Here is a 26799-nt window from a genome sequence, read left to right on the forward strand (position 1 = left end):
GCCCGGCGCCGGTTTGTCGAGATACCCGCGTGTTTCTCGGCCAAGTGGCGCTGTGCGGCGACAGGGCGAATGGATATGATGCGCGCCATGCACATATCCCCTGAACACCCGATGCTTGCGGCCGTCGTCGACGATCTGGCCACCCATGGCTGGTCCCAGCAGGCGCACTTTCTGCCTGCCGACCTGGTGCGCGCGCTGGCAGCCGAGTGCCGGCGGCGTGATGCCGAAGGCGAACTGAACCCCGCAGGGGTTGGGCGGGGTGCTACCCAGGAGGTGCGCGAAGCCATTCGCGGTGACCAGATCCAGTGGATCGACCCGGGGCAGGCCGAGGCCTGCGACCAGTACCTGGCGGCGATGGATCAGCTGCGCCTGGCAATCAACCAAGGCCTTTTCCTGGGCCTGGAAGACTTTGAGTGCCACTTTGCCCTGTACCCACCGGGGGCGTTCTATCGCCGGCACCTGGACCGCTTCCGCGACGATGACCGTCGCATGGTCTCAGCGGTGCTTTACCTCAATGAAGGTTGGCAATCGCATGACGGTGGCCAGTTGCGTATGTTCCTGGCCGACGGTGTCGAGCACGATGTCGAGCCAGTGGCCGGTTGCCTGGTGGTATTCCTGTCGGGCGAAGTGCCTCACGAAGTCCTGCCGGCCGGGCGTGAGCGGTTGTCGTTGACCGGCTGGTTCAGGCGGCGTGGCAATGACCCGTTCTGAGAGGCCCAAGGTGCTGGTGAGCGCCTGCCTGTTGGGGCAGCCAGTACGCTATGACGGCCGGGCAAGCGGTCATCCTGATTTGTTGCAGCAGTGGCAGGCCGAAGGGCGCGTAGTGCCGTTGTGCCCGGAGGTAGCCGGCGGCTTGCCGACACCGCGGCCACCAGCGGAGATCCCGGGAGGGCAGGGCAGCGCAGTGCTCGATGGCGACACGCAGGTGCTGACGGTGACGGGTGAAGATGTCAGTGCCGCGTTTCTGGCGGGTGCGCAGTTGGCGCTGGAGCTGGTACGGCGGCATGGCATTCGCGTAGCGGTGCTGAAGTCTGGCAGCCCTTCGTGTGGCAACCGGTTGACCTATGATGGCACCTTCAGGGGTGTGAAAGTGGCGGGGGAAGGGGTAACCACGGCGCTGCTGCGGCGGGCGGGCGTGCAGGTGTTCAGCGAGCTGGAGCTGGACCAGGCGCAGCGGGCTTTGGCTGATAGATCTGTTTGAACCTGTGCCGGCCCTTTCGCGGGTGAACCCGTTCCTACCGCGGTGGTGGACACCCATCGGGGGTTGGACACAGCCCGTCGTGTAGGAGCGGGTTCACCCGCGAAGAAGCCGGCCCTGCTGGCCAATCTCCACCCGCCGTTCACCATTGCCGCCGCTACCGCATTCGCGGGTAAACCCGTTCCTACACAGATCGGTGGTGGACACACATCGGTGGTTGGACACAGACCGTCGTGTAGGAGCGGGTTTACCCGCGAAGAGGCCGGCCCTGCTGGCCAATCTCCACCCGGCGTCCACCATTGCCGCCGCTACCGTATTCGCGGGTAAACCCGCTCCTACACAGATTGGCGGTGGACACACATCGGTGGTTGGACACAGCCCGTCGTGTAGGAGCGGGTTCACCCGCGAAGAGGCCGGTCCTGCTGGCCAATCTCCCCCCGCCGATCACCGTTGCCGCCGCCACTGTATTAGCGGGTACAGGTTGCAAAGAAGACCTCACTGCCCGCCTGCAGTCTCCTGCACACCCTTGAACCACTTCTGCTCAAGCTCGGCAGTCCGGCCACTGTCTTTCAAACGCTGCAACGCATTGTTTACGGCACTTTCAAACGCCGGGTTGTCCTTCTGGAACGGGATCACCAGCTTCTTATCACCAATCGGCAGGCTCACATCGAGCGGGCCGTCGTCTGTGAGCGATTCACTCGATGGGGTGAATGCGATGTCGTACTTGCCACTCTCGACACCCGCCAGCACTTCGGCAGACGGGGCTTCGACGAACTCGGCGCGCAAGTCCAGTTCCTTGGCCAGGGCCTGGCCAAATTCGATGTCGAAACCTGTCAGGTGGTCGTCTTGTTTGAAGGCGTATGGCGAGTTCTCGGCCTGTACGGCAATGCGCAGTTCGCCCCGGTCGGCGATTTCGTCGATCAGCTCTGCCTGAGCCAATGGACTGATCAGTACTGCCAGCAGTACCCCTATGGTCGAACGCATGTATGCCCCTTTTCTTTTAGCAGTTTGAAATCGATCGCCACGGCTTTCTTCCTCGCCGTAATCGAGCGCAGCCTATGACCTTCAAGCCTCGGCATTGTTTAACCCTGACTGAAATATTTCTGCCAGGCAATGTGAACACCTTGGCGGTTATTTCAACTAAGGTGAACTACCGCCGCGTTTGGATGACAGGCTGCGGTCAATAAGTGAACCACAGGAGAAGTGAATGAACAGCCTATTTTCGCGTGCTGCCGTTGCCGGTCTGCTGATGGGAGCGTCGGTGTTCGCCAGTGCCGCAGACGCCCTGAAGAGCCAGGAGCCGCCCAAGGAGGCGAAGGTCTTCATCGTTTCCCCCGCCGATGGTGCCACGGTCGACAAGACCTTCACCGTCAAGTTCGGTATCGAGGGTATGGGCCTCAAACCTGCGGGTGACCAAACCCCGCACACCGGGCACCACCATCTGCTGGTGGATGTCGACAAAGAGCCGGTGGCTGACATGCCGCTGCCGACCAGCCTGATGCCAGAGGCCGGCGTCGCACTGCCGAAGGGGCCGCAAGTGCTGCACTTCGGCAAGGCACAGACCGAAACCAGCATTACCCTGACCCCGGGCAAGCACACCCTGCAACTGATTCTGGGTGACCAGTATCATGTGCCGTTCAAGCCTAGCGTCGAGTCGACGAAGATCACGGTTGAAGTGAAATAAAAAAAGGGAGGCCACCAGGGCCTCCCTTTTTCATACCGCCAGCGACCTTAGAACAGGACGCGCGAACGGATGGTGCCTTTGACCTGTTGCAGTTTTTCCTGCGCCAGGTCCGAGTACTCTGCGTCAACGTCGATTACCACGTAACCGACTTTCTCGTTGGTCTGCAGGAACTGACCGGAGATGTTGATACCGTTCTCGGCGAAGACCTTGTTGATCTCGCTGAGCACGCCCGGGATGTTTTCGTGGATGTGCAGCAGACGGTGCTTGCCTGGGTGAGCCGGCAGGGCCACTTCTGGGAAGTTGACCGAGGACACCGAAGTACCGTTGTCGCTGTACTTGACCAGTTTCTCGGCCACTTCCAGGCCGATGTTGGCCTGGGCTTCGGCGGTGGAACCACCGATGTGCGGGGTCAGGATCACGTTGTCGAGGCCGCGCAGCGGGCTCTCGAACTCTTCGTCGTTGGAGCGTGGCTCGACCGGGAACACGTCGATGGCGGCGCCGATCAGGTGCTTGTCCTTGATGGCAGCGGCCAGGTGGTCTAGTTCGACCACGGTGCCACGGGCGGCGTTGATCAGGATCGCGCCCTTCTTCATCGAGCGGATTTCCTTCTCGCCGATCATCCACTGGGTGGAGGGCAGCTCAGGCACGTGCAGCGAGACGATGTCAGCCAGGCCCAGCAGCTCGTTCAGGCTGGTGACCTGCACGGCGTTGCCCAGTGGCAGCTTGGTCAGCGGGTCGAAGAAGTACACCTGCATGCCCATGTTCTCAGCCAGTACCGAAAGCTGGGTACCAATCGAGCCGTAGCCGACGATGCCCAGTTTCTTGCCGCGGATTTCGAACGAGTTGGCCGCGCTCTTGATCCAGCCACCACGGTGGCAGGAGGCGTTCTTCTCAGGGATGCCGCGCAGCAGCAGGATGGCTTCGGCCAGCACCAGCTCGGCCACCGAACGGGTGTTGGAGTACGGTGCGTTGAACACGGCGATACCGCGCGCGCGGGCAGCTTCCAGGTCAACCTGGTTGGTACCGATGCAGAAGCAGCCAACAGCGACCAGTTTCTTGGCGCAGTCGAAGATCTCTTCAGTGAGCTGGGTACGCGAACGGATGCCGATGAAGTGGGCATCAGCGATCTTTTCCTTCAGCTCGGCTTCCGGCAACGAACCAGTGAGGTATTCGATGTTGGTGTAGCCGGCGGCCTTGAGGGTATCGACCGCGTTCTGGTGCACACCTTCAAGAAGAAGGAACCGGATCTTGCTCTTGTCGAGAGAAGTCTTGCTCATCTGCGTAAACCTGTATCCCGGAGATAAATTGGCGAGGGGTGATGCCAGGCGCGAGGGCAGCCTTAGCATGAACAGCGGGAGGGCTATGCTAGCATACGCGACACAATCTGAGCTTATCCCGACAGGTGAAGAGTGCTCAGGGTGACCATGAATAAGTCGAGAGTTCCAGCGATGACCCACCCCGCTGTTATTGAAGAACTGATGACCCTTGTCGACCCTGGCAAGGTCCTGACTGACCCGGTTTCCCTCGAAGCGTATGGCAAGGACTGGACCAAGCATTACCCGCCAGCGCCCAGCGCCATCGTCTTTCCCAAAACGATAGAACAGGTGCAAGCCATTGTGCGCTGGGCCAATGCGCACAAGGTGGCGCTGGTGCCCTCTGGCGGGCGCACCGGGCTTTCTGCCGGCGCCGTGGCGGCCAATGGCGAGGTTGTCGTCGCCTTCGACTACATGAACCAGATCCTTGGCTTCAATGCTTTCGACCGTACTGTGGTTTGCCAGCCAGGGGTCGTCACCCGCCAGTTGCAAACCTACGCCGAAGAGCAAGGTCTCTATTACCCGGTGGACTTCGCTTCCAGCGGTTCCAGCCAGATTGGCGGCAATATCGGCACCAATGCCGGCGGGATCAAGGTGATTCGTTACGGTATGACCCGCAACTGGGTGGCCGGGCTGAAAGTGGTCACCGGCAAGGGCGAGTTGCTGGAGCTGAACAAAGACCTGATCAAGAACGCCACCGGCTACGACCTGCGCCAGCTGTTCATTGGTGCCGAGGGTACGCTGGGCTTCGTGGTCGAGGCCACCATGCGCCTGGACCGCGCACCGCGCAACCTCACCGCCATGGTGCTGGGCACACCGGACTTCGACGCTATCATGCCGGTGCTGCACGCCTTCCAGGGCAAGCTGGACCTGACCGCTTTCGAGTTCTTCTCCGACAAGGGGTTGGCCAAGATCCTCGCCCGCGGCGATGTGCCTGCGCCCTTCGCGACGGATTGCCCGTTCTATGCGCTGCTGGAGTTCGAGGCCAGCACTGAAGAGGTTGCCAATGAAGCATTGGCTACCTTCGAGCACTGCGTCGAGCAGGGTTGGGTGCTGGATGGGGTGATGAGCCAGAGCGAAAGCCAGCTGAGAAACCTGTGGAAGCTGCGCGAGTACCTGTCTGAAACCATCTCGCACTGGACACCGTACAAGAACGATATTTCCGTCACCGTCTCGAAAGTGCCTGCGTTCCTGCGCGATATCGATGCCATTGTCTCAGCGCATTACCCGGACTATGAAGTGGTGTGGTACGGCCATATTGGTGACGGCAACCTGCACCTGAACATCCTCAAGCCTGAGCATATGAGCAAGGACGACTTCTTCGCTTCGTGTGCCAAGGTCAACAAGTGGGTGTTCGAGATCGTCGAGCGTTACAACGGGTCGATTTCTGCCGAGCATGGCGTGGGCATGACCAAGCGTGACTACCTGGGCTACAGCCGCTCCCCCGAAGAAATCGCCTGCATGAAGGCAATAAAGGCCGTGTTCGACCCTAACGGCATCATGAATCCGGGTAAGATCTTCGCACCTGAATAAAAAGCAGTATCCAGAAGGAGTCGGCCATGAGTTACCAGCACCAGTACGTAGACGGCACGCGCATTCACTTCCCGCTGGGCAAGGTGGTGTGCATCGGCCGTAACTATGCCGAGCACGCCAAGGAACTGGACAACCCGATCCCCACCGAGCCGCTGCTGTTCATCAAGCCAGGCAGCTGCGTGGTGCCGGCCGAAGGTGGCTTCAAGATCCCGGCCGAGCGTGGGTCGGTGCACTATGAAGTTGAAATTGCCGTGCTGCTGGGCAAGCCGCTGTCGACCCACCCGAGCGAGGAAGAGGTGCTGGACGCCATTTCCGGTTACGCACCGGCGCTGGACCTGACCCTGCGCGACGTGCAGGCCAAACTGAAGGAAAAGGGCCTGCCTTGGGAGCTGGCCAAGTGCTTTGACGGCGCTTGCGTGCTGCCACCGTTCGTTTCGGCCGCCAGCTTTGAGGACGTGACAGACATCCCGGTGCGCCTGACCGTGAACGGCGAAGTGCGCCAGGAGGGTAGCAGCGCGATGATGCTGAACCCGATCGTGCCGATGATCCAGTACATGGCAGCGCATTTCTCGCTACAGGCGGGGGATGTAATCCTCACCGGTACCCCGGCGGGTGTTGGGCCGTTCAATGTCGGTGACGAGCTGGTGCTGGAACTGCCGGGTGTGAGCCGCTTCGAAAGCCGGGTGCTTTAACTCGAAACCGCGTCGCCTTCTTCGCGGGTAAACCCGCTCCTACAGGGAACGCGTCGCCTTCTTCGCGGGTAAACCCGCTCCTACAGGGATTGCAGCACCTTGGGAGCGGGCATGTCCGCGAAGAGGCAGGCACTGTTTACCGATTTTTCACACCCAATCCGGATAATGCGCGTACCTACGCCCATTTCCCCAGGATCACCGCATGCCGTCTTCCTCCAGCGCCCCGGTAACCCCCAAGCGTCGTTTCTACCTGCGCTGGCCCTTCGGCCTGGCCGTGGCGGCGGTGATCGGCTATGGCGTGGCCGTGGCCATGCACTGGGATGACCGCGGTGCACTGTGGGTAAAAGAAGGCTTCGAAAGCACCGCCGAGCGCAGCGAAAGCGTGTGGCTGCCGGATTACCAGGTGGACATCGACGCCAAGCCGTTGCCAGGCATGGAGGATGACGAAGCCTCGGACGTTGCCTTCAACCCGCAAACCCGTACCCTGTTCGCGGTCATGGGCAAGAACCCGATCCTGGTCGAGCTGAGCCTGGAGGGCGATGTACTGCGCAAGATCCCGCTCAACGGCTGGAACAACCCCGAAGGCATCGCGGTGCTGGAAGACGGCAACCTGGCCATCACCGACGAGCGCCTGCATGACCTGACCGTGGTCAAGGTGAACGCGCAGACCACCGCGCTGAACCACGATGACTTCCCGAGCCATGACCTGGGCCCTTCGGCCAAGAGCAACAAGGGCTTCGAGGCCGTCGCCTGGGACCCGCTGCGCCAGCGCCTGATCATTGGTGAGGAGCGCCCGCCCAAGCTGTACACCTGGAACACCGATGGCCGCAGCCCGCTCAAGGGTGAGAAGCAGCCGTTGCCTAGCGATGAGCTCGACTTGCGCAACCTGTCTGCGCTGGGTGTCGACCCGCGTACTGGCCACCTGCTGGTGCTTTCGGCCGACTCCAACATGCTGCTGGAGCTGGACGAGCAGGGCCAGCAAGTCAGCTTCATGACGCTGCTGGGCGGCTTCAACGGGCTTGAAGGCACCATTCCGCGGGCTGAAGGGGTGGCCATGGACGACAAGGGCACCTTGTACATGGTCAGCGAGCCGGCGCTTTTCTATCGATTCAAAAAGAACTGACAACATCATCAGAATTGCCTGACGCTTGCATTAAGCTTTGCTTCAGCCATTCATGATTAGATTCGCCACCCCTGTGTCGAGTCTGTCCCTATGCGTCGTTTTGTTCGCCTGTTTCTTGTTCTGGCTGCCCTTGGTCTGCTCCTGCTTGGCTGGGCCGGGCAGGAGTTTCGCCTGTTCGAGCGTGGCTGGTTCAATCTGAAGACCTGGTGGCAGCCTGTGGAGCGCAGCATTGGTCTGGATCGCTACCGGGTGGTGCTGGAGGCGCAGCCGATCGAAGGGCTGGATGATGACATTTCGGCGCTGACCTACGACCCCGACCGCAAAACCCTCTTCACGGTCACCAACGCCCGTTCGGAGCTGATCGAGCTGTCGCTGGATGGCCGTATCCTGCGGCGTGTGCCGCTGACTGGCTTCGGCGACCCGGAGGCTGTGGAGTACGTTGGGCCTAACAGCTATGTGATCACCGACGAGCGTCAGCAACGGCTGATTCGCGTACGGCTGGAAGACGACACGATGTTTCTCGATGCCGGTGATGCCGAACAGCTGACATTGGGTATTGGTCTCAATGGCAACAAAGGCTTCGAGGGCCTGGCCTACGATTCGGCGGGCAAGCGCCTGTTCGTGGCGAAAGAGCGTGACCCGATGCTGATCTATGAGGTGCATGGCTTCCCGCATGACAATCCGGAAAAGCCCTATGCCGTGCATGTGGTGCAGGACCGCAAGCGCGATTCACGGTTGTTTGTGCGGGATTTGTCGAGTTTGCAGTTCGATGAACGCAGCGGGCATTTGCTGGCATTGTCGGACGAGTCGCGGTTGGTGCTGGAGCTGGATGTACAGGGCCAGCCGCTGAGTACCTTGTCGTTGCGCAAGGGCTTCCAGGGGTTGCAGGCGACGGTGCCGCAGGCGGAGGGGATTGCGATGGATGACGCGGGGACCATTTACCTGGTCAGTGAGCCGAACCTGTTCTATGTGTTCAAGCAGCCGACTGACTGATCGCCTGTCAGGGCCTGTTCGCGGGTAAACCCGCTCCTACAGGGATCGCCACGGTTCCAGGCCGGTGGGGTACCTTGTAGGAGCGGGTTTACCCGCGAAGGGTTTTACTCGGCCTTCAGGCTCTTCACGCCTTCAGCGGTACCCAGCAGCAGCAGATCCGCCGGCCGCGCCGCGAACAGACCATTGGTGACCACGCCGACGATGGCGTTGATTTGCGCTTCCAGTTCCACCGGGTTGGTGATCTGCAGGTTGTACACATCCAGGATCACGTTGCCGTTGTCGGTGACCACGCCTTCACGGTACACCGGATCGCCACCCAGCTTCACCAGCTGACGTGCCACGTGGCTGCGGGCCATGGGGATCACTTCGACCGGCAGCGGGAAGGCCCCCAGTACCGGCACCAGCTTGCTGCCGTCGGCGATGCAGATGAAGGTCTTGGCCACGGCCGCGACGATCTTTTCGCGGGTCAGGGCTGCGCCGCCGCCCTTGATCAGGTGCAGGTGTGCGTCGCTCTCGTCAGCACCGTCCACGTAAAACTCAAGCTCGCTGACGCTGTTCAGTTCGTAGACCGGGATGCCATGGCCCTTCAGGCGCTGGGCAGTGGCTTCGGAGCTGGCGACTGCACCGTCGAACGCGGTCTTGTGCTGAGCCAGGGCATCGATGAAGAAGTTGGCGGTCGAACCGGTACCGACGCCTACGACGCTCTTTTCATCCAGCTTGGGCAGAATGAAGTCGACAGCGGCCTGGGCGACGGCCTGTTTGAGTTGGTCCTGGGTCATGCGGGCTCCGGAAGGGGCAGGGCGGTTTCAAAGTTGCCTAGTATAACGGCTCGCACGGCTTTGCTGTGGTCGCCCGACGTAGCGCTAGGGTAGACTCCCAGCCCTCGTCCCGCGGCCCAGTGATGCTTTCCCGATGCTCGAACAGTACGTCAAGAAGATCCTCACCTCGCGCGTCTATGACGTTGCCGTCGAAACCCCGTTGCAGAGCGCCGGGCAGCTGAGCAAGCGCCTGGGCAACCAGATTTTGCTCAAGCGCGAAGACCTGCAGCCAGTGTTCTCGTTCAAGATCCGCGGCGCGTATAACAAGCTGGCCCAGCTGAGCCCGGAAGAACTGGCCCGTGGCGTGGTCACCGCCTCGGCCGGCAACCACGCCCAAGGCCTGGCCCTGGCCGCGCGTGAAATGGGCATCAAGGCCACCATCGTGATGCCCAAGACTACTCCGGAGATCAAGGTCGAAGGCGTGCGCTCGCGCGGTGGCAAGGTGGTGCTGCATGGCGACTCGTTCCCTGAGGCACTGGCCTATTCGCTGAAACTGGTCGATGAAAAGGGCTTCGTCTACGTTCACCCTTACGACGATCCGCACACCATCGCCGGGCAGGGCACCGTCGCCATGGAAATCCTGCGCCAACACCCTGGCCAGCTGGATGCGATCTTCGTGCCGGTGGGCGGTGGCGGCCTGATCGCTGGCATTGCTGCCTACGTGAAGTACCTGCGCCCGGAAATCAAGGTAATCGGTGTCGAGCCGGACGATTCCAATTGCCTGCAGGCGGCCATGGCTGCCGGTGAGCGCGTGGTGCTGCCGCAGGTCGGGCTGTTCGCCGATGGCGTGGCGGTGGCGCAGATTGGCCAGCACACGTTCGATATCTGCCGCCACCATGTGGACGAAGTCGTCACTGTCAGTACCGATGAGATCTGTGCAGCAATCAAGGATATCTACGACGATACCCGCTCGATCACCGAGCCTGCTGGCGCGCTGGGTGTGGCGGGCATCAAGAAGTACGTCGAGCTATACGGCGTCAGCGGCCAGACCCTGGTGGCCATCGACTCCGGTGCCAACGTCAATTTCGATCGCCTGCGCCATGTGGCCGAGCGTGCCGAGCTGGGTGAGAAGCGCGAGGCGATCATCGCCGTGACCATCCCTGAGCGCCCGGGTAGCTTCAAGGCCTTCTGCGAGGCTATCGGCAAGCGTCAGATCACCGAGTTCAACTACCGCAAGCACACCTCTGACGAAGCGCATATCTTCGTTGGGGTGCAGACCCACCCGGAAAACGACCCCCGCGCAGCGCTGGTGCAGCAACTGACCGAGCAGGGCTTCCCGGTTACCGATCTGACCGACAACGAACTGGCCAAGCTGCATATTCGTCATATGGTCGGCGGCCACTCGGCCGGTGCCAGCGACGAAATGGTGCTGCGCTTCGAATTCCCCGAGCGGCCGGGGGCGCTGTTCAACTTCCTCAACAAGCTGGGCGGGCGCTGGAACATCTCGATGTTCCACTACCGCAACCATGGCGCGGCTGACGGGCGCGTGGTGGCGGGGCTGCAGGTGCCGGAGGACGAACGTCACCTGGTGCCGGCAGCGCTGGCCAAGATTGGTTACCCGTACTGGGACGAGACCGAAAACCCGGCCTACAAACTGTTCCTGGGCTGAGCGGCTAAGCTAGGGCTGATGGCCCGTTCGCGGGCTTGCCCGCTCCCACAGGTAACGCGCAGGCCTCAAGGCCTGAGATACCTTGGCAGGAGCGGGTAAGCCCGCGAAGAAGCGACCGCAAAATGCCCGTTTAAGGACGACCGAGACATGGAACACCTGACCACGCTCAAGACCCTGCACATCATCGCCACCGCGCTGCTGCTTCTGGGCGCCCTGGGCCTGGCGATATGGACCTGGCGCGCCCGCCGCCAGGGCGATGCCGAAGCCTACGCCAAGCTGCTACGCCGGCCGTTGGTGTTCGTCTGGCTGATGATGGGCCTGTGCCTGGTGAGCATGCCGTTCACCGGCTGGTGGCTGGTACACCTGGTGGGCTGGCCACTGGGGCAGACCTGGGTGTTGGCATCCAGTGTCATCTATACCTTCGGTGCGTTTGCCGTGTGGTGGCTGCTGGTGCGGCTGAACCGGCTGCGCAAGGCCGAGGTAGTGGGGTTGCGGTTTACCTTGGCGCTGGCGGTGTTCAGTGGGGTTTGCTTCCTGTCCATTGCCGGGCTGATGGGGGCCAAGCCGGTCTGACAGCCTTGTGCTGATTGTGCCGGCCTATTCGCGGGTGAACCCGCTCCTACAGGTACAGCGCAGCCCTCAAGGCCTGTGGTGATTCCTGTGGGAGCGGGCGTGCCCGCGAAAAGACCGGCACGGAAAACCTCAATCCCGCAGCGAGATCACCGGCCACCCACGCTTATCCGCCTCGGCCCGCAGGTCCGGGGCCGGGTCCACTGCCACTGCATGCGTCACCCGCTGCAACAACGGCAGGTCATTCATCGAGTCGCTATAGAAGTAGCTGTCCTCAAGATCAAAGCCGTTCTCCAGCATCCAGCGTTCCAGCCGCGTCACTTTGCCTTCACGGAAACACGGTATATCGGTACTACGCCCGGTGTAGCGGCCGTCGCGCACCTCGCATTCGGTTGCCAGCAACACCCGCACCCCCAGGCGCCGGGCGATCGGTGCGGTGACGAAGCGGTTGGTAGCGGTGATGATCACCAGCTGGTCGCCCGCCTCGCGGTGCTGCTGCAGCAGGGTCAGGGCCTTGGGCAGGACGATGGGCTCGATGCAGTCGCGCATGAAGTCGCGGTGCCATTCGTCGAGCTGGGGCATGGGTGTTGCCGCCAGGATTTCCATTGAAAAGGCCAGGTAGGCCTGCAGGTCCAGGGTGCCATTGAGGTAATCCTGGTAGAAGCTGTCGTTGCGTTGCTTGTAGGCGACCGGGTCGAGAATGCCGCGCTCGCAAAGATAGTCACCCCAGGCATGGTCGCTGTCGCCACCGAGGAGGGTATTGTCCAGGTCGAATAAAGCCAGGCGCATCGCGGTCACTCGCATCAGCCACAGGGTAGGCCCGCAGAATACGGAGTTTTCACGCAGCTGCACATAAGCTTGGCGGGCGCGTTGCTGCGCTCGCAAGCTTTGTGGAACAATGCGTTGACATGCGTTTGCGAGGTTGCTGCCGTGATCGACCCGGATGGTTTTCGCCCCAATGTCGGGATCATTCTCACGAATGATGCCGGGCAGGTGCTATGGGCTCGACGGATCAACCAGGATGCCTGGCAATTTCCCCAGGGTGGTATCAACCCTGACGAGACGCCGGAAGACGCCCTGTACCGCGAGCTGAACGAAGAAGTTGGCCTTGAACGCGACGATGTAGAAATTCTTGCCTGCACCCGTGGCTGGTTGCGTTATCGTTTACCCCAGCGATTGGTACGTACCCACAGCCAGCCGCTGTGCATCGGCCAGAAGCAGAAGTGGTTCCTGCTGCGCCTGGTGAGCAACGAACAACGGGTGCGGATGGACCTGACCGGCAAGCCGGAATTCGACGGCTGGCGCTGGGTGAGCTATTGGTATCCGCTGGGCCAGGTTGTGACATTCAAGCGCGAGGTGTACCGGCGCGCCCTGAAAGAGCTAGCACCGCGTCTGTTGACGCGCGACTGACGACGGAGTTCGACCCCGAGCCATGCTCAATACGCTGCGCAAGATCGTCCAGGAAGTAAACTCCGCCAAAGATCTCAAGTCGGCGTTGGGGATCATTGTCTTGCGCGTCAAGGAAGCCATGGGCAGCCAGGTCTGCTCGGTCTACCTGCTCGACCCGGAAACCAACCGCTTCGTGCTGATGGCGACCGAAGGCCTGAACAAGCGCTCCATCGGCAAGGTCAGCATGGCCCCCAACGAAGGCCTGGTTGGCCTGGTCGGTACCCGGGAAGAGCCGCTGAACCTGGAAAACGCCGCCGACCACCCGCGTTACCGCTACTTTGCCGAAACCGGCGAAGAGAAATTCGCCTCCTTCCTGGGTGCGCCGATCATCCACCACCGCCGTGTGGTCGGGGTACTGGTCATCCAGCAAAAGGAGCGCCGCCAGTTCGACGAGGGCGAGGAAGCCTTCCTGGTCACCATGAGCGCCCAGCTTGCCGGGGTTATCGCCCACGCCGAGGCTACCGGCTCGATCCGTGGCCTGGGCCGTCAGGGCAAAGGTATTCAGGAAGCGCGCTTCGTGGGTGTGCCGGGTTCGCCTGGTGCCGCGGTGGGGCGTGCGGTGGTGATGTTGCCGCCGGCCGACCTGGAAGTGGTCCCGGACAAGACTGTCGATGACATCGACGCCGAACTCAAGCTGTTCCAGAACGCCCTGGAAGGTGTGCGCGACGACATGCGCAAGCTGTCGGCCAAACTGGCCACCCAGCTGCGCCCGGAAGAGCGTGCGCTGTTCGACGTCTATCTGATGATGCTAGAAGACGCAGCCCTGGGCGGTGAGGTGACCGAGGTCATCAAGACCGGCCAGTGGGCCCAGGGCGCCCTGCGCCAGGTGGTTGGTGAGCACGTCAACCGCTTCGAGCTGATGGACGACGACTACCTGCGTGAGCGTGCCTCCGACGTCAAGGACCTGGGGCGCCGCCTTTTGGCCTACCTGCAGGAAGCGCGCTCGCAGTCGTTGGTGTATGCCGACAACACCATCCTGGTCAGTGAGGAACTGACACCGGCCATGCTCGGTGAAGTGCCGGAAGGCAAGCTGGTCGGCCTGGTCTCGGTACTCGGCTCGGGCAACTCCCACGTCGCCATCCTCGCGCGGGCCATGGGCATCCCCACGGTGATGGGCCTGGTCGACCTGCCATACTCCAAAGTCGACGGTATTGAACTGATCGTCGACGGCTACAAGGGCGAGGTGTTCACCAACCCCAGCGAAGTGCTGCGCAAGCAGTACAGCGAAGTGGTCGAGGAGGAACGCCAGCTGGCCCAAGGGCTGGATGCACTGCGCGAACTTCCGTGCGTCACCCCCGACGGCCACCGCATGCCCCTGTGGGTCAACACTGGCCTGCTCGCTGACGTGGCTCGTGCCCAGCAGCGCGGTGCCGAAGGGGTAGGCCTGTACCGCACTGAAGTGCCGTTCATGATCAACCAGCGCTTCCCCAGTGAGAAAGAGCAGCTGGCCATCTACCGTGAGCAGCTGGCGGCCTTCCACCCGCTGCCGGTGACCATGCGTACCCTCGACATCGGTGGCGACAAGGCTCTGTCGTACTTCCCCATCAAGGAAGAAAACCCGTTCCTCGGCTGGCGCGGCATTCGCGTCACCCTCGACCACCCGGAAATCTTCCTGGTACAGACCCGCGCCATGCTCAAGGCCAGCGAGGGCCTGAACAACCTGCGCATCCTGCTGCCGATGATTTCCGGCATTCACGAGCTGGAAGAGGCGCTGCACCTGATCCACCGTGCCTGGGGTGAAGTGCGTGACGAAGGTACCGATGTACCGATGCCGCCCGTGGGTGTGATGGTGGAAATTCCGGCGGCGGTGTACCAGACCAAGGAGCTGGCGCGGCAGGTGGACTTCCTGTCGGTAGGCTCCAACGACCTGACCCAGTACCTGTTGGCGGTGGACCGCAACAACCCGCGGGTCGCCGACCTGTACGATTACCTGCACCCGGCGGTACTGCAGGCGCTGAACACGGTGGTGCGCGACGCCCATGGCGAAGGCAAGCCGGTGAGCATCTGCGGCGAGATGGCCGGTGACCCGGCGGCAGCGGTCCTGTTGATGGCCATGGGTTTCGACAGCCTGTCGATGAACGCCACCAACCTGCCGAAGGTCAAGTGGATGCTGCGCCAGATCAATATGGGCAAGGCCAAGGAACTGCTGGCCGAGGCCTTGAGCCATGACAACCCGCAGGTTATCCACAGCTCGCTGCAGCTGGCCCTGAAGAACCTTGGGTTGGCGCGGATGATTGGGCCTGGGGCTAACAAAACCTTGTGAGGGTGATGTGGCCTGTCCCGGCCTCTTCGCGGGTGAACCCGCTCCTACAACGGCCTGGGTCCATCCCCAGAGGTGTGTACGTGGTAGGAGCGGGTTTACCCGCGAAGAGGCCCGAACAGACAACATCAAATGTTCAGGCCAACAACTCAATTTCCCCCAAATGCCCGCCAAAAGGCCCGAAACTGCGCTCAACCAGCCGTCTTTGCCCCTGATCATCCACAATGAGCACTGTGCTCGCCCGGGTCCCGTAATTCTGGCTGGCGATGAAGACGCTCGACAGCAACTTCTCGGTTGCCAACCCCACGCCTGTTTCGGGTAGGTCACCATCAGCTGCGGGCTCGTTATCCGCGAGCAAAGCCAGCAGCCTGTGCGGCTCCGGCGTGTCCAGCAGGTTTTCCAGCCCGTCACGTGCCTTCACCAGCTTCGGCCACGGTGTATCCAGCCCGGCGTTCGAAAGCCCGTAAACCCCAGCCTTCAGCAGGCGCGGCGTGGCCTCACGGGCATGCAGATAACCCAGTTGCTGCCCATCACCCACCAGCAGGTTGAACCCCGAGTAATGCCCGCTACGGCTGGCCACCTGGTCCAAGTAAGCCTCGACCCCTAGCTCGCCCTGCAGAAACGCCGCCACCAGCTCACCCCGCGAGCGAGGCCCCGGCGCTTGGCCCGGGTCGCGGATGTTGGTCAGCGCGGCAAAGCGCCCCTGTGGGCCTACGCCCAGCCAGGTACCGCCTGCCTCCAGGTCGCGCCCGGCATGCACCCCAGGTGCATCCTCCCAGGCCGCCAGGGGCTGAGTGGGGCGGGCATAGAATTCGTCGCGGTTGGCCGCCACGATCAGCGGCAGGGCGTGCCCCGGCCGCCAGGCAAATACGATCAGGCACATAGGTTGGGCCTCTGTGTTTTTTTGTCACTGTACCCACAGGAACGATGCGGATCCATCCTGACACAGAGTTCACTAGAGCCCCGAGCCCGGCTTCCGTTACCATGCCGGATTGATTTCTAGGGGACGCCGAATGGAATTCGTGCTCTATCTGTTGTTGGGCGCCTGTGCCGGTGTGCTGGCCGGGCTGTTCGGCGTGGGCGGCGGCATCATCATCGTGCCGGTGCTGGTGTTCAGCTTTACCCTGCAGGGTTTCGACGCTTCGGTGCTGACCCACCTGGCCGTCGGCACGTCATTGGCCACCATCGTCTTCACTTCGATCAACGCCGTGCGGGAGCACCACCGCAAGCGCGCGGTGCAATGGCCGATCTTCATCTGGATGACCATCGGCATCCTCCTGGGGGCCGGTGTCGGTGCCAAGACCGCTTCGCTGATCCAGGGGCCACTGCTGCAGAAGATCATCGGTGTGTTCGCCCTGGTCATCGCCGCGCAGATGGCCCTTGACCTCAAACCCAAGGCCAGCCGCGGCGTCCCCGGCAAACCTGGGCTGATCGGTGCAGGTGGCGTGATTGGCTGGGCCTCGGCCATTTTCGGCATTGGCGGTGGTTCGCTGACGGTGCCGTTCCTTACCTGGCGTAGCCTGCCCATGCAGCAGGCAGTGGCCACGTCATCGGCCTGTGGCCTGCCGATTGCTGTAGCCAGTGCCCTGAGCTTCATGCTGCTGGGTTGGCACGAGGAGCACCTGCCGCCCCACAGCCTGGGTTACGTGTACCTTCCGGCGCTGGTCGGCATTGCCGTGACCAGCATGTTCTTCGCCCGCTTCGGCGCGCGCCTGGCGCACAAGCTGTCGCCCCGTTTGTTGAAACGCCTGTTCGCAGCCCTGCTGTTCTGTGTTGGCCTCAGCTTTTTGATTTGAATCGAGAGGAAGTTCCATGCTGCCTTACCCGCAGATAGACCCCGTGGCCTTGGCCATCGGGCCGCTGAAAATCCATTGGTACGGCCTGATGTACCTGATCGGCATCGGCGGTGCCTGGTTGCTGGCCTCACGCCGGCTCAACCGCTTCGACCCCACCTGGAGCCGCGAGAAGCTGTCCGACCTGGTGTTCTGGCTGTCGATGGGGGTGATTGTCGGCGGGCGCCTGGGTTATGTGCTGTTCTACGACTTGCACGCCTACCTGGCCAACCCGACGCTGATCTTCGAGGTGTGGAAAGGCGGTATGTCGTTCCACGGCGGCTTCATCGGCGTGATGCTGGCGGCCTTGTGGTTCGGCAAGCGCAACAACAAGTCGTTCTTCGAGCTGATGGACTTCGTCGCCCCGCTGGTGCCGATTGGCCTGGGTGCCGGGCGTATCGGCAACTTCATCAACGCCGAACTGTGGGGCAAACCCACCGACGTGCCATGGGCGATGATCTTCCCGCCGTTCAGCGACCCGGCCCAGTTGCCGCGCCACCCGTCGCAGCTGTACCAGTTCGCCCTTGAGGGCGTGGCGCTGTTCGTCATCCTGTGGCTGTTCTCGCGCAAGCCACGGCCGACCATGGCGGTGTCAGGCATGTTCGCGCTGTTCTACGGTATCTTCCGCTTCATCGTCGAATTCGTGCGGGTGCCGGATGCTCAGCTGGGTTACATCGCCTGGGGCTGGCTGACCATGGGTCAGATTCTCTGTGTGCCGATGATCCTGGCTGGCCTCGGTCTGATCTGGTGGGCTTATAATCGCAAGCCCACGGCGAAACCCGCCTGATTAATCCCACGGCAGGGGCGATCCCCCTGCCGTTTTTGCTACAGGTAAGCCATGAAACAGTATCTGGACCTGGTCCGCGACGTCATTGATAACGGCACGTTGCAGGGAAACCGCACCGGCATCCGCACCATCAGCCTGCCGGGCGCGATGCTGCGTTTCGACCTGCAGAAGGGCTTTCCGGCCATTACCACGCGCAAGCTGGCGTTCAAGTCGGCGATCGGTGAAATGGTCGGTTTCCTGCGTGGCGTGAAGAACGCCGGTGAGTTCCGCGAGCTGGGCTGCAAGGTCTGGGACCAGAACGCCAACGAAAACGCCCAGTGGCTGGCCAACCCGTTCCGTCAGGGCCATGACGACCTGGGCGAGATCTATGGCGTGCAATGGCGCCAGTGGCCGGGCTACAAGCGCATCCCGCTGAGCAACCCGGCGGCCATCGAAATGGCCGAGCAAGCCGGTTTCCGCCGTATTGCCCAGGACGAAGAGGACGGCGTCGCGTTCGTCATCCTGTACAAGGCAATCGACCAGGTGCGCCAGTGCCTGGACACCATCGCCAACGACCCGGGTAGCCGCCGCATCCTGTTCCACGGCTGGAACTGCGCGCAACTGGACGAAATGGCACTGCCACCGTGTCACTTGCTGTACCAGTTCCACCCGAATGTCGAGACCAGGGAAATTTCCCTGACCCTCTACATCCGCTCGAACGACCTGGGGCTGGGCACGCCGTTCAACCTCACCGAAGGCGCGGCGCTGCTGTCGCTGTTTGGCCGCCTGACCGGCTATACACCGCGCTGGTTCACCTACTTCATCGGCGATGCCCATGTGTATGAAAACCACCTGGACATGCTCAACGAGCAGCTCAAGCGCGAGCCGCTGGAAGCGCCGAAGCTGGTCATCAGCGACCGTGTGCCGTCGTTTGCCGAGACTGGTAAATACGAGCCGGAGTGGCTAGAGAAGATCGAACCGAGTGATTTCTGGCTGGAAGGCTATGAGCACCATGCGCCGATGACAGCGCCGATGGCGGTCTGATAGATCTCCATTGTGTGAACTCGCCTCTTCGCGGGTGAACCCGCTCCCACAGGGTACTGCACAGGCCTAAGTCGTGCGCGGTCCCTGGGGGAACGGGTTCACCCGCGAAGCTTTTGGCTCAATGCCCGTGACTCCGCCCCACATGCGAATGTTCGGTATCCGGCACCGATACCGCCCCGTTTGTCTCCAGTTGCTGCAAGATCGCGCATTCACTCCCCTGCGTGTTGCAGCGCCGCCGCAGCTCCACCAGCTGCTCTTGCAATGCCACCAAGCCATCGATCCGCGCCTGAACATGCTCGATATGCTCGTCGATCAGCGCATTGACGCTGCCGCACGCGTCGTCGGGGCTGTCGCGCAGGCGTAGCAGGCTGCGAATTTCGTCCAGGGTCATGTCCAGCGTGCGGCAGTTGCGGATGAAGGTCAGCCGCTCCACATGGGCCTGGGTGTACAACCGGTAGTTGCCCTCGCTGCGCGCCGGCTCTGGCAGCAGGTTTTCACGCTCGTAGTAGCGGATGGTTTCCACCGCGCAGTCGGTGGCTTTGGCCAGTTCTCCGATCTTCATCACGAAATCTCCAGCAAGTGGCTTGACCCTATAGTGGCTACAGGGTGTTCACTTGGCAACAGGCTCAATTTAAGGATGACCCCATGAACCAGCCTGTCAGCCACGAACACAAGCATCCGCACGATCACGCTCATGGTGATGACGACCATGGCCATGCTGCCCACGGCCACAGCTGCTGCGGCGCCAAAGCCGCGCCGCCGCTGGTGCAACTGAGCGAAACGGCCAGTGCCCAGGCACAACTCAGCCGTTTCCGCATCGATGCCATGGACTGCCCCACCGAGCAGACCCTGATTCAGGACAAACTGAGCAAGCTGGCCGGTATCGAACAGCTGGAATTCAACCTGATCAACCGCGTGCTTGGCGTGCGCCACACCTTGGACGGCACCGCCGATATCGAGCGGGCTATCGACAGCCTGGGCATGAAGGCCGAGCCGATTGCCGCCCAGGACGACGGCAGCGCCAGCGTGCCACAACCGGCCAAGGCCCGCTGGTGGCCACTGGCATTGTCGGGCGTCGCCGCGATCGCCGCCGAAATCGTGCACTTTGCTGCACTGGCCCCTGAGTGGGTGGTAGCGGGACTGGCGCTTGCCGCGATCCTCGGTTGCGGCCTGGGTACCTACAAGAAGGGCTGGATTGCCCTGAAAAACCGTAACCTCAACATCAATGCGCTGATGAGTATCGCCGTGACGGGGGCCGTATTGATCGGCCAGTGGCCGGAAGCGGCTATGGTGATGGTGCTGTTCACCGTTGCCGAACTGATCGAAGCGCGCTCGCTGGACCGTGCGCGCAATGCCATCGGCGGGTTGATGCAACTGACCCCGGACATGGCTACGGTGCAGCAGGCCGATGGCCAGTGGCGCGAGCTGGAAGTGCGTGAGGTGGCCATCGGCGCACTGGTGCGGGTGCGCCCCGGTGAGCGCATCGGCCTGGACGGTGAAGTGACCAGCGGGCAATCCAGCGTCGATCAGGCGCCGATTACCGGTGAAAGCCTGCCTGTGGAGAAGGGGGTGGGTGACAAGCTGTTCGCTGGCACCATCAACCAGGCGGGGGCGCTGGAGTTTCGCGTCACCGCCGCTGCCGGGCAGTCGACCCTGGCGCGGATCATCAAGGCTGTGGAGGAAGCGCAGGGCGCGCGGGCGCCTACCCAACGCTTCGTCGACCGTTTCTCGCGTATCTACACCCCGGTGGTATTCGCCATTGCCCTGGCCGTGGCGCTGTTACCCCCGCTGTTCATGGCTGGCGCCTGGTTCGACTGGGTTTACCGCGCCTTGGTGCTGCTGGTGGTGGCCTGCCCCTGCGCGCTGGTGATCTCGACTCCGGTGACCATCGTCAGTGGCCTGGCCGCCGCTGCGCGCAAAGGCATCCTGATCAAGGGTGGCGTGTACCTGGAGGGTGGCCGCCACCTGGATTTCCTGGCCCTGGACAAGACCGGCACCATCACCCATGGCAAGCCGGTGCAGACCGACGCCAAGGTGCTGGCGCCGCTGTTCGAAGACCGTGCGCAAGCCTTGGCGGCCAGCCTGGGCGAGCGTTCGGACCACCCGGTGTCCCGCGCCATTGCCGAGTTCGGCAAGCAGCAAGGCCTGGCCTTGAGCGAGGTCAGTGACTTCGCCGCCCTGGCCGGGCGTGGCGTGCGTGGTGTCATCGCCGGTGAGGTCTACCACTTGGGCAACCACCGCCTGGTCGAGGAGCTGGGGCTGTGTTCGCCAGCGCTGGAGGCCCAACTGGATGCGCTGGAGCGCCAGGGCAAGACCGTGGTCCTGCTGCTCGACCGATCCGGCCCTCTGGCACTGTTCGCCGTGGCCGACACGGTCAAGGACAGCAGCCGTCAGGCGATCGCCGAATTGCATCAACTGGGTATCAAGACTGTCATGCTGACCGGTGACAATCCGCATACTGCGCAGGCCATTGCCGCCGTGGTGGGGATCGACCGCGCCGAGGGCAACCTGTTGCCGGCCGACAAGCTGAAAACCATTGAGGCGTTGTACGCCCAAGGCCATCGGGTAGGCATGGTCGGTGACGGCATCAACGACGCCCCGGCGCTGGCCCGCGCCGAAATCGGTTTTGCCATGGCTGCTGCCGGCACCGACACCGCCATCGAGACGGCTGATGTGGCACTGATGGACGATGACTTGCGCAAAATCCCGGCCTTCGTCAGGCTGTCGCGCCAAAGTGCGGCGATCCTCATGCAGAACATCGTTCTGGCGTTGGGCATCAAGGCGATATTTCTGGCGATCACCTTTGCCGGCATGGCCACGATGTGGATGGCGGTGTTCGCTGATATGGGCGTGAGCTTGCTGGTGGTGTTCAACGGCTTGCGCCTTTTGCGCAAATAGAGGACGTGCATGCTGAGTTCCGAGCTGAAGGCCTTCTACATGGTGGCCCGTCTGGGCAGCATTACCCAGGCGGCGAAGAAGCTAGGCCTCAGCCAGCCCACGGTGACCACGCAGATCCGCAGCCTGGAAGGCCAGTACGCCGTGGAGTTGTTCTACCGCGGCGGGCGGCGCCTGGTGTTGAGCGAGGAGGGCTTACGCCTGCTGCCGATGGTCAAGGCGCTGCTGCAGCAGGAAGCCGACATCGAGTTTGAGCTGCGCAACAGTGGTCAGGCCCAGGGCAGCCTGCGCATTGCGGCCACTGCGCCTTACTACATCCTCGACCTGGTCAAGATCTATCGCGAACGCTTGCCGCAGGTTGAAGTGGCGGTGGAGATCGGCAACTCGCAGCAGGTGCTGGAAATGCTCGAGGATTACCGGGTGGATATTGCCGCGTCGTCGCAATGGGTGGAGGACGCGCGGTTGGTGCGGCGGATACTGGGCACTGACCCCTTGGTGGTGGCGGTGCACCGCAACCACCCTCTGGCCCAACGCCAGACGGTGTCGATCGAGGTGGTGTCGGGGCATTGCCTGCTGATGCGCGAGAAGGGCTCGACCACACGCAAGCTGACCGAGCAGATGATGCAGGAGGCCGGGGTCAAGGCCGGCGCCCTGATGGAAATCGGCAGCCGAGAGTCGATCCGCGAAGCGGTGCTGCGCAATATCGGCATCAGCGTGATTGCTCGTCATGAGGTGCCGCACAACCCCGAACTCCGGGTGCTGGCGCTGGAGAATGCGCCGGTGATGCACGAGTACCTGTATTGCCTGAAGGAACGGCGCCAGGCCCGGTTGCCGGCGGCATTCCTGGGGGTGGCGCAGGAAGTGGCCGGTTCGCAGTTCTAGATTTTTGCTGGCTTCTTCGCGGGTAAACCCGCTCCTACATTTCAGCGTACCCGCGTGCCTGCATTTTCCGCGAACATGCATGCCGTTGTAGGAGCGGGTTTACCCGCGAAGAGGCCGGCACAGGCCACTACTAAATCTGCCTATACCACTATCACCGGCTTTTGCCTTAAAGCCACAGAACCTTCGCACAGCCTGCCTAGCATGGCCCCATCTCTTCGATGAGGCCATGCCATGAACCACACCACCTCCGGCGCACAGATAAAAGTGTGCAACATCCACAAGCGCTTCGGTGCCTTTACGGCGCTCAACGATGTCTCGCTGGACATCGCCGCGGGCGAACTGGTGTGCCTGCTCGGCCCGTCCGGTTGTGGCAAGACCACGCTGCTGCGCTGCATTGCCGGCCTGGAGCGCCAGGACCGCGGTACGCTGTACATCGGCGAACGCGATATCTCCAAGCTGTCACCCCAGGCGCGGGACTACGGCATCCTGTTCCAGTCCTATGCGCTGTTTCCCAACCTTACCGTCGAAGCCAATATCGCCTATGGCCTGACGGGCAGTGGTCGCGAGCAGGCCCGTCAGCGGGTGGCCGAAATGCTCGAACTGGTTGGCCTGTCTGGCAGCGAGAAGAAGTACCCAGGCCAGCTCTCCGGTGGCCAGCAGCAACGTGTGGCCCTGGCCCGCGCGCTGGCACCGTCGCCATCGCTGCTGCTGCTCGATGAGCCGATGTCGGCGCTGGACGCCCGGGTGCGCGAGCACTTGTGCACCGAACTGCGTCAGTTGCAGCGCCAACTGGGCATCACCACGTTGATGGTTACCCACAACCAGGACGAGGCCATGTTGATGGCCGACCGCATTGCGGTGATGAACAACGGTCAGGTCGAGCAGTACGCCACCCCGCAGGAAATCTACGACCACCCGGCCACGCCGTTCGTGGCCGAGTTCGTCGGCCAGGGCAACTGGCTGCCGTTCCAGCGCCGCAGCGACAGCCATGCCCTGGTCGGCGACATGAACATGCGCCTGGCGCCGGGTTCAGCCCAGGCCAGCAGTGGCCGGCTGTTCTGCCGCCCGGAAGCGATCACGGTCAACCCGGTGGTGCACGAAGAGAACCTGTTCCCGGCCATGGTCCGCGAAATCACCTTCCTCGGTAACCGCTGCCGCATGAGCTTTGAACTCAAGGCCCTGCCAGGCCATGCCCTGCTGGCCGAACTGGCACCCGAGGCCATGCCGCGCCTGGGTTCGCAGGACATCTGGGTGGCATTGCCGCCGCAGAGCCTGCAGGTGTTTGCCTGAGATGGCCGCGCCAATGTCCCTGCCGTTGAGCCAGGCCAACGTCGCGCCGCGTGCTGGCATCGCCCTGGGTGACCGGCTGTTCGTCATCGGCGGCAAGAGCCTGCTGCTGATTCTGTTGGTGCTGGCCGTGCTGATGCCGTTGCTGGCGATCTTCTGGCGTGGTTTCAGCGGTGAAGCGGGCCAGGGCGGTGGCTTGCTGGCGGCCCGTGAACTGTTCACCAGCGCCAGCTTCCATTGGTTGCTTGGCAACAGCCTGTCGGTGGCCTTCACTGTCGCGGCCATTGTGGTACCGCTGGCCTATTTGTTCGCCTTTGCCCTGCAACGCACGTTGATCCCGGCCAAGGGCCTGTGGCGGGGGATTTCGCTGCTGCCATTGCTGGCACCGTCGATGCTGCCGGCGATCGCCCTGGTCTACCTGTTTGGCAATCAGGGCCTGCTGCGTGGGTTGCTCAGCGACAATATCTACGGCTTCTGGGGCATCGTGCTGGGCGAGGCCATCTACACCTTCCCGCATGCGCTGATGATTCTGCTGTCGGCACTGTCACTGGCCGATGCTCGCCTGTTCGATGTGGCCTCCAGCATGGGGGCAGGCTCGTGGCGGGCGTTCACCAGCATCACCTGGCCAGCCTCGCGCCAGGCAGTATTCGCGGCGTTCTGCCTGGTATTCACGCTGACTATCACAGACTTCGGTGTACCGGTCGTGGTGGGGGGCGATTATCAAGTGCTGGCGCTGGAAGCTTACAAGGCGGTGGTGGGCCAGCAACAGTTCGGCCGTGGTGCGCTGATCGGCATGGTGCTGCTGTTGCCGGCCCTGTTCAGCTTTACCGTCGACGCCTGGCTGCGTAGACGCCAGGGCGAGGCCATGGGTGGCCGTGCGCAGGTGTTCGAACCCAAGCCATCACGCGGTCGTGATGCCTGCTTCCTGACCATTGTGCTGCTGGTGTGCGCGGCGTTGCTGGTGGTGATCGGTATGGCGGTGTACTCCTCGCTGGTCACTTTCTGGCCCTACAACCTGTCGTTGTCGCTGCGCCACTACCTGTTCGAAGACACTGCCGGTGGCGGCTGGCTGGCCTACCGCAATAGCGTGACCATGGCCATTGGCACCGCACTGATCGGCAGCATCGTGATCTTCACCGGTGCCTACCTAATGGAGAAGACCCAGGGCCAACGCCTGCTCAACCATGCGCTGCGCCTGCTCAGCTTCATCCCCATGGCCGTGCCGGGCCTGGTGCTGGGCCTGGGCTACGTATTCTTCTTCAACCTGAACGGTAACCCGCTGCATGTGCTGTACGGCGGCATGGGGTTGCTGGTGGTGTGCACCATTGCCCATTACCTGACCACCGCGCAGATGACCGCGACCACCGCCCTGCGCCAGCTCGACGGCGAGTTCGAGGCTGCCGCGATGTCGCTGAAAGCGCCGCTGTACAGGCACTTCCTGCGCGTGACCGTGCCGATCTGCCTGCCGGCACTGCTGGATATCATCCGCTACCTGTTCGTATCGGCAATGACCACCGTGTCGGCAGCGATTTTCCTGTACAGCCCCGACACCCTCCTGGCTGCCGTTGCCGTGCTGAACATGGACGACGCCGGCAACGTTGGCGGGGCCGCTGCCATGTCCACCTTGATCCTGCTGACCAGTGCCGGCGCTTCACTGCTGCTGGCTGCAGCCTCGCGCGGCCTGCTGCGCCGCTCCCAAGCCTGGCGCCAACGCGCCGCGACCGTCTGACCTGAAAGGAACCTACCCATGCACAAGCACCTTGCCCTTGCCGCTGCCGTTTCCGCCGTGTTCAGCCTGCAGGCTTCGGCCGCTGCTACCCAGCTGACGGTCTACACCGCCCTGGAAGCCGAGCAGCTGAAAACCTACAAACAGGCCTTCGAGAAAGCCAACCCGGATATCGAGATCAAGTGGGTGCGTGATTCCACCGGCATCATCACTGCCAAGCTGCTGGCGGAGAAAGAGCGCCCGCAAGCCGACGCTGTGTGGGGGCTGGCGGCATCGAGCCTGGCCATCCTCGATCAGAACGGCATGCTCGAAGCTTATGCGCCCAAGGACCTGGGCAAGATTTCCGGCAATTATCGTGACGCCGCCAACCCGCCAGCCTGGGTCGGCATGGACGTGTGGGCCGCCACCATTTGCTTCAACACCATCGAGGCCGAGAAACAGGGCCTGAGCAAACCGGTGAGCTGGCAGGACCTGACCAAGCCTGAGTACAAAGGCAAGATTGTCATGCCCAACCCGGCCTCGTCCGGCACCGGCTTCCTGGATGTCAGTGCCTGGTTGCAAACCTTTGGCGAGCCGCAGGGCTGGGCCTACATGGATGCGCTGCACCAGAACATCGGCCAGTACGTCCATTCCGGCTCCAAACCGTGCAAGTTGGCGGCGGCGGGCGAGTTCCCGATTGGTATTTCGTTCGAATACCCGGCCGTTCAGCTCAAGCGCCAAGGCGCGCCGTTGGACATCGTGTTGCCAAAGGAGGGTTTGGGCTGGGAGATCGAGGCAACCGCAGTGATCAAAGGCTCGCCCAAGGCCGATGCGGCCAAGCGCCTGGCCGATTTCTCGGCCAGCCCGGCGGCCATGGAACTGTACAAGGAAAACTTCGCCGTACTGGCCGCGCCGGGCATCGCCAAGCCGCAGACCGAGCTGCCGGCGGATTATGAGCAGCGGTTGATCAAGAACGACTTTGTCTGGGCTTCTAAAAACCGTGACCAAATTCTGGCCGAATGGCGCGAGCGCTATGACGGCAAGTCGGAGAAGGTGGCCCAGCAGTAACGATTCACTATTGCAGGGCCGGCCTCTTCGCGGGTAAACCCGCTCCTACACAGATTGGTGGTGGGCACACATCGGGGG

The 26799-nt window shown here is 62.5% G+C and carries 25 protein-coding genes; 19 read left to right on the forward strand and 6 right to left on the reverse strand.

Features of this window, described 5'->3' with window-relative positions; translation table 11 throughout:
• Window positions 1-78 precede the first annotated feature (78 nt).
• Together V6093_RS18990 and V6093_RS18995 are read left to right on the forward strand one after the other, a co-directional pair.
• Window positions 79-711 (forward strand): 2OG-Fe(II) oxygenase, encoded by a 633-nt coding sequence (locus tag V6093_RS18990; protein ID WP_014861370.1) that lies wholly within the window; start codon window positions 79-81, stop codon window positions 709-711.
• A complete protein-coding gene (locus V6093_RS18995) occupies window positions 698-1201 on the forward strand; it encodes a DUF523 domain-containing protein (RefSeq protein ID WP_108079015.1) in 504 nt (167 codons plus the stop codon). Before V6093_RS18990 ends, V6093_RS18995 begins: the two co-directional genes overlap by 14 nt.
• Window positions 1202-1693: 492 nt before the next feature.
• Here the strand turns inward: V6093_RS18995 and V6093_RS19000 are convergent, their stop codons facing one another.
• Entirely contained in the window at window positions 1694-2182 is a 489-nt protein-coding gene (locus V6093_RS19000) for a transporter substrate-binding domain-containing protein (protein ID WP_047603664.1), read from the reverse strand.
• Window positions 2183-2405: 223 nt separating this feature from the next.
• On the opposite strand from V6093_RS19000, the gene V6093_RS19005 reads away from it, so the two are divergent.
• Window positions 2406-2882 (forward strand): DUF4399 domain-containing protein, encoded by a 477-nt coding sequence (locus tag V6093_RS19005; protein ID WP_047603662.1) that lies wholly within the window; start codon window positions 2406-2408, stop codon window positions 2880-2882.
• A gap of 47 nt (window positions 2883-2929) precedes the next feature.
• Here V6093_RS19005 and serA read toward each other — a convergent pair whose 3' ends face one another.
• On the reverse strand, window positions 2930-4159 hold the full coding sequence (serA, locus tag V6093_RS19010) for a phosphoglycerate dehydrogenase (protein WP_003248995.1): 1230 nt from the start codon (window positions 4157-4159) through the stop codon (window positions 2930-2932).
• 171 nt (window positions 4160-4330) lie between these two features.
• On the opposite strand from serA, the gene V6093_RS19015 reads away from it, so the two are divergent.
• The 4 genes from V6093_RS19015 (at window position 4331) to V6093_RS19030 (ending at window position 8536) form a co-directional block, all read left to right on the forward strand.
• Window positions 4331-5728, forward strand: coding sequence for an FAD-binding oxidoreductase (locus V6093_RS19015; protein ID WP_265977852.1), 1398 nt, complete (start codon window positions 4331-4333; stop codon window positions 5726-5728).
• Between the two features lie 26 nt (window positions 5729-5754).
• On the forward strand, window positions 5755-6420 hold the full coding sequence (locus V6093_RS19020) for a fumarylacetoacetate hydrolase family protein (RefSeq protein WP_003248999.1): 666 nt from the start codon (window positions 5755-5757) through the stop codon (window positions 6418-6420).
• Window positions 6421-6622: 202 nt separating this feature from the next.
• Complete coding sequence (locus V6093_RS19025) at window positions 6623-7543, forward strand: SdiA-regulated domain-containing protein (RefSeq protein ID WP_108191126.1); 921 nt, start codon at window positions 6623-6625, stop codon at window positions 7541-7543.
• A gap of 90 nt (window positions 7544-7633) precedes the next feature.
• On the forward strand, window positions 7634-8536 hold the full coding sequence (locus tag V6093_RS19030; protein ID WP_004575853.1) for an SdiA-regulated domain-containing protein: 903 nt from the start codon (window positions 7634-7636) through the stop codon (window positions 8534-8536).
• Between the two features lie 104 nt (window positions 8537-8640).
• Here V6093_RS19030 and rpiA read toward each other — a convergent pair whose 3' ends face one another.
• Window positions 8641-9315 (reverse strand): ribose-5-phosphate isomerase RpiA, encoded by a 675-nt coding sequence (gene rpiA, locus V6093_RS19035; RefSeq protein ID WP_003249004.1) that lies wholly within the window; start codon window positions 9313-9315, stop codon window positions 8641-8643.
• Between the two features lie 133 nt (window positions 9316-9448).
• Here rpiA and ilvA point away from each other — a divergent pair, with 133 nt between their 5' ends.
• Both ilvA and V6093_RS19045 read left to right on the forward strand, forming a co-directional pair.
• The gene (gene ilvA / locus V6093_RS19040) at window positions 9449-10963 is read left to right on the forward strand and encodes a threonine ammonia-lyase, biosynthetic (RefSeq protein WP_003249006.1); all 1515 of its coding nucleotides are present in this window, start codon (window positions 9449-9451) and stop codon (window positions 10961-10963) included.
• Between the two features lie 147 nt (window positions 10964-11110).
• Window positions 11111-11536, forward strand: a complete 426-nt coding sequence (locus tag V6093_RS19045; protein WP_047603659.1) for a DUF2269 domain-containing protein — start codon at window positions 11111-11113, stop codon at window positions 11534-11536.
• A 129-nt stretch (window positions 11537-11665) separates the two neighbouring features.
• Here V6093_RS19045 and V6093_RS19050 read toward each other — a convergent pair whose 3' ends face one another.
• The gene (locus V6093_RS19050) at window positions 11666-12322 is read right to left on the reverse strand and encodes an HAD family phosphatase (protein ID WP_047603803.1); all 657 of its coding nucleotides are present in this window, start codon (window positions 12320-12322) and stop codon (window positions 11666-11668) included.
• A gap of 141 nt (window positions 12323-12463) precedes the next feature.
• On the opposite strand from V6093_RS19050, the gene V6093_RS19055 reads away from it, so the two are divergent.
• Together V6093_RS19055 and ptsP are read left to right on the forward strand one after the other, a co-directional pair.
• Window positions 12464-12943 (forward strand): RNA pyrophosphohydrolase, encoded by a 480-nt coding sequence (locus V6093_RS19055; protein WP_003249017.1) that lies wholly within the window; start codon window positions 12464-12466, stop codon window positions 12941-12943.
• Between the two features lie 22 nt (window positions 12944-12965).
• A complete protein-coding gene (ptsP, locus tag V6093_RS19060) occupies window positions 12966-15245 on the forward strand; it encodes a phosphoenolpyruvate--protein phosphotransferase (protein ID WP_003249020.1) in 2280 nt (759 codons plus the stop codon).
• A 133-nt stretch (window positions 15246-15378) separates the two neighbouring features.
• On the opposite strand, the gene V6093_RS19065 is transcribed toward ptsP, so the two are convergent.
• On the reverse strand, window positions 15379-16125 hold the full coding sequence (locus V6093_RS19065; RefSeq protein WP_047603658.1) for an NRDE family protein: 747 nt from the start codon (window positions 16123-16125) through the stop codon (window positions 15379-15381).
• Window positions 16126-16255: 130 nt separating this feature from the next.
• Between V6093_RS19065 and V6093_RS19070 the strand changes: the two genes are divergently transcribed.
• From V6093_RS19070 to V6093_RS19080, 3 genes are read left to right on the forward strand one after another with little or no spacing between them, the layout of a single operon-like run.
• Entirely contained in the window at window positions 16256-17038 is a 783-nt protein-coding gene (locus V6093_RS19070; protein ID WP_003249024.1) for a sulfite exporter TauE/SafE family protein, read from the forward strand.
• 16 nt (window positions 17039-17054) lie between these two features.
• A complete protein-coding gene (gene lgt / locus V6093_RS19075; RefSeq protein WP_003249027.1) occupies window positions 17055-17861 on the forward strand; it encodes a prolipoprotein diacylglyceryl transferase in 807 nt (268 codons plus the stop codon).
• A gap of 51 nt (window positions 17862-17912) precedes the next feature.
• Window positions 17913-18884 (forward strand): thymidylate synthase, encoded by a 972-nt coding sequence (locus V6093_RS19080; RefSeq protein ID WP_003249029.1) that lies wholly within the window; start codon window positions 17913-17915, stop codon window positions 18882-18884.
• A gap of 118 nt (window positions 18885-19002) precedes the next feature.
• Here the strand turns inward: V6093_RS19080 and cadR are convergent, their stop codons facing one another.
• Window positions 19003-19446, reverse strand: coding sequence for a cadmium resistance transcriptional regulator CadR (cadR, locus tag V6093_RS19085; protein WP_003249034.1), 444 nt, complete (start codon window positions 19444-19446; stop codon window positions 19003-19005).
• A gap of 83 nt (window positions 19447-19529) precedes the next feature.
• On the opposite strand from cadR, the gene V6093_RS19090 reads away from it, so the two are divergent.
• The 5 genes from V6093_RS19090 to V6093_RS19110 all read left to right on the forward strand — a co-directional run bounded on the left by V6093_RS19090 (window position 19530) and on the right by V6093_RS19110 (window position 26721).
• Entirely contained in the window at window positions 19530-21782 is a 2253-nt protein-coding gene (locus V6093_RS19090) for a heavy metal translocating P-type ATPase (RefSeq protein ID WP_003249036.1), read from the forward strand.
• A gap of 9 nt (window positions 21783-21791) precedes the next feature.
• Complete coding sequence (locus V6093_RS19095; RefSeq protein ID WP_003249038.1) at window positions 21792-22661, forward strand: LysR family transcriptional regulator; 870 nt, start codon at window positions 21792-21794, stop codon at window positions 22659-22661.
• 231 nt (window positions 22662-22892) lie between these two features.
• Window positions 22893-23951, forward strand: a complete 1059-nt coding sequence (locus V6093_RS19100) for a putative 2-aminoethylphosphonate ABC transporter ATP-binding protein (protein WP_108191129.1) — start codon at window positions 22893-22895, stop codon at window positions 23949-23951.
• Between the two features lies 1 nt (window position 23952).
• Complete coding sequence (locus V6093_RS19105) at window positions 23953-25677, forward strand: putative 2-aminoethylphosphonate ABC transporter permease subunit (protein WP_406669581.1); 1725 nt, start codon at window positions 23953-23955, stop codon at window positions 25675-25677.
• Between the two features lie 18 nt (window positions 25678-25695).
• Window positions 25696-26721, forward strand: coding sequence for a putative 2-aminoethylphosphonate ABC transporter substrate-binding protein (locus tag V6093_RS19110; protein WP_014861383.1), 1026 nt, complete (start codon window positions 25696-25698; stop codon window positions 26719-26721).
• Window positions 26722-26799: the final 78 nt, after the last annotated feature.

The sequence above is a fragment of the Pseudomonas putida group bacterium ESBL64 genome (genome assembly GCF_045277175.1).
Taxonomy (GTDB): Bacteria; Pseudomonadota; Gammaproteobacteria; order Pseudomonadales; family Pseudomonadaceae; genus Aquipseudomonas; species Aquipseudomonas alloputida.

What these genes read in the sequence shown, in the direction of transcription:
- V6093_RS18990 (WP_014861370.1), top strand. Translation starts at nt 79, where the DNA reads ATGCGCGCCATGCACATATCCCCTGAACACCCGATGCTTGCGGCCGTC.
- V6093_RS18995 (WP_108079015.1), top strand. Translation starts at nt 698, where the DNA reads ATGACCCGTTCTGAGAGGCCCAAGGTGCTGGTGAGCGCCTGCCTGTTG.
- V6093_RS19000 (WP_047603664.1), bottom strand. Translation starts at nt 2,182, where the DNA reads ATGCGTTCGACCATAGGGGTACTGCTGGCAGTACTGATCAGTCCATTG.
- V6093_RS19005 (WP_047603662.1), top strand. Translation starts at nt 2,406, where the DNA reads ATGAACAGCCTATTTTCGCGTGCTGCCGTTGCCGGTCTGCTGATGGGA.
- serA (WP_003248995.1), bottom strand. Translation starts at nt 4,159, where the DNA reads ATGAGCAAGACTTCTCTCGACAAGAGCAAGATCCGGTTCCTTCTTCTT.
- V6093_RS19015 (WP_265977852.1), top strand. Translation starts at nt 4,331, where the DNA reads ATGACCCACCCCGCTGTTATTGAAGAACTGATGACCCTTGTCGACCCT.
- V6093_RS19020 (WP_003248999.1), top strand. Translation starts at nt 5,755, where the DNA reads ATGAGTTACCAGCACCAGTACGTAGACGGCACGCGCATTCACTTCCCG.
- V6093_RS19025 (WP_108191126.1), top strand. Translation starts at nt 6,623, where the DNA reads ATGCCGTCTTCCTCCAGCGCCCCGGTAACCCCCAAGCGTCGTTTCTAC.
- V6093_RS19030 (WP_004575853.1), top strand. Translation starts at nt 7,634, where the DNA reads ATGCGTCGTTTTGTTCGCCTGTTTCTTGTTCTGGCTGCCCTTGGTCTG.
- rpiA (WP_003249004.1), bottom strand. Translation starts at nt 9,315, where the DNA reads ATGACCCAGGACCAACTCAAACAGGCCGTCGCCCAGGCCGCTGTCGAC.
- ilvA (WP_003249006.1), top strand. Translation starts at nt 9,449, where the DNA reads ATGCTCGAACAGTACGTCAAGAAGATCCTCACCTCGCGCGTCTATGAC.
- V6093_RS19045 (WP_047603659.1), top strand. Translation starts at nt 11,111, where the DNA reads ATGGAACACCTGACCACGCTCAAGACCCTGCACATCATCGCCACCGCG.
- V6093_RS19050 (WP_047603803.1), bottom strand. Translation starts at nt 12,322, where the DNA reads ATGCGCCTGGCTTTATTCGACCTGGACAATACCCTCCTCGGTGGCGAC.
- ptsP (WP_003249020.1), top strand. Translation starts at nt 12,966, where the DNA reads ATGCTCAATACGCTGCGCAAGATCGTCCAGGAAGTAAACTCCGCCAAA.
- V6093_RS19065 (WP_047603658.1), bottom strand. Translation starts at nt 16,125, where the DNA reads ATGTGCCTGATCGTATTTGCCTGGCGGCCGGGGCACGCCCTGCCGCTG.
- V6093_RS19070 (WP_003249024.1), top strand. Translation starts at nt 16,256, where the DNA reads ATGGAATTCGTGCTCTATCTGTTGTTGGGCGCCTGTGCCGGTGTGCTG.
- lgt (WP_003249027.1), top strand. Translation starts at nt 17,055, where the DNA reads ATGCTGCCTTACCCGCAGATAGACCCCGTGGCCTTGGCCATCGGGCCG.
- V6093_RS19080 (WP_003249029.1), top strand. Translation starts at nt 17,913, where the DNA reads ATGAAACAGTATCTGGACCTGGTCCGCGACGTCATTGATAACGGCACG.
- cadR (WP_003249034.1), bottom strand. Translation starts at nt 19,446, where the DNA reads ATGAAGATCGGAGAACTGGCCAAAGCCACCGACTGCGCGGTGGAAACC.
- V6093_RS19090 (WP_003249036.1), top strand. Translation starts at nt 19,530, where the DNA reads ATGAACCAGCCTGTCAGCCACGAACACAAGCATCCGCACGATCACGCT.
- V6093_RS19095 (WP_003249038.1), top strand. Translation starts at nt 21,792, where the DNA reads ATGCTGAGTTCCGAGCTGAAGGCCTTCTACATGGTGGCCCGTCTGGGC.
- V6093_RS19100 (WP_108191129.1), top strand. Translation starts at nt 22,893, where the DNA reads ATGAACCACACCACCTCCGGCGCACAGATAAAAGTGTGCAACATCCAC.
- V6093_RS19105 (WP_406669581.1), top strand. Translation starts at nt 23,953, where the DNA reads ATGGCCGCGCCAATGTCCCTGCCGTTGAGCCAGGCCAACGTCGCGCCG.
- V6093_RS19110 (WP_014861383.1), top strand. Translation starts at nt 25,696, where the DNA reads ATGCACAAGCACCTTGCCCTTGCCGCTGCCGTTTCCGCCGTGTTCAGC.